1 protein-coding gene is annotated in these 1,044 nt (G+C 48.3%); it reads left to right on the plus strand.

Annotation, left to right across the window (positions count from 1 at the left end; all coding sequences use genetic code 11):
- Positions 1–1,044 (plus strand): vitamin B12 dependent-methionine synthase activation domain-containing protein (locus tag R8N46_RS25495; RefSeq protein WP_318189816.1); only part of this gene is annotated, 1,044 nt, incomplete at both ends.

Here is a 1,044-nt window from a genome sequence, read left to right on the forward strand (position 1 = left end):
TTTTGATCTTCCGCTTCTGATTGGTGGAGCTACCACATCCAAAGCGCACACCGCCGTTAAGATTGAGCAGAACTACAAAAATCCGGTGGTTTACGTAAACAATGCGTCGCGCGCAGTAGGGGTTTGTTCGTCATTACTCTCCGATGAACGTCGACCTGCCTTTATAGAAAAACTGGATGCGGATTATGAGCGTGTTCGTGACCAACACAATCGTAAGAAGCCGCGTACTAAGCCTGTCACTTTAGAACAAGCGCGTGCAAATAAAGTCGCGATAGATTGGGATGCATACACGCCACCAGTTCCTGCAAAACCAGGCCTCCATATTTTCGATGATTTTGATGTCGCAACCTTACGCAAGTATATCGACTGGACGCCGTTTTTCATGACGTGGTCGCTGGTAGGAAAATACCCGACAATCTTCAAACATGAAGAAGTGGGTGAGGAGGCACAGCGTCTGTTCCATGATGCCAATGAGTTGCTTGATCGAGTTGAGCGTGAAGGATTGCTTAAGGCTCGCGGGATATGTGGTCTATTCCCAGCGGCAAGCGTGGGTGATGATATTGAAGTGTACACCGATGAGTCGCGTACCGAGGTTGCTAAAGTATTGCGCAATCTTCGTCAGCAAACAGAAAAGCCTAAAGGCTTTAACTACTGCTTGTCGGATTACATCGCGCCAAAAGAATCTGGCAAACAGGATTGGGTTGGAGCGTTTGCAGTAACTGGCGGTATCGGTGAGCGTGAGTTGGCCGATGAGTACAAAGCGCAAGGCGATGACTACAACGCAATCATGATTCAAGCGGTGGCGGATCGTTTAGCCGAAGCTTTTGCTGAATACTTGCATGAGCGTGTCAGGAAAGAACTTTGGGGCTATGCAGCAGATGAAAATCTATCGAATGATGAGCTCATCCGTGAAAAGTACCAAGGGATCCGTCCTGCACCGGGTTACCCAGCTTGTCCTGAGCATACAGAGAAAGGCCCGCTTTGGGAGTTACTGAATGTTGAAGAGAACATCGGTATGTCACTAACAACGAGCTATGCAATGTA

The sequence above is a fragment of the Vibrio sp. 1874 genome (assembly GCF_033344395.1).
Classification (GTDB): domain Bacteria; phylum Pseudomonadota; class Gammaproteobacteria; order Enterobacterales; family Vibrionaceae; genus Vibrio; species Vibrio alginolyticus.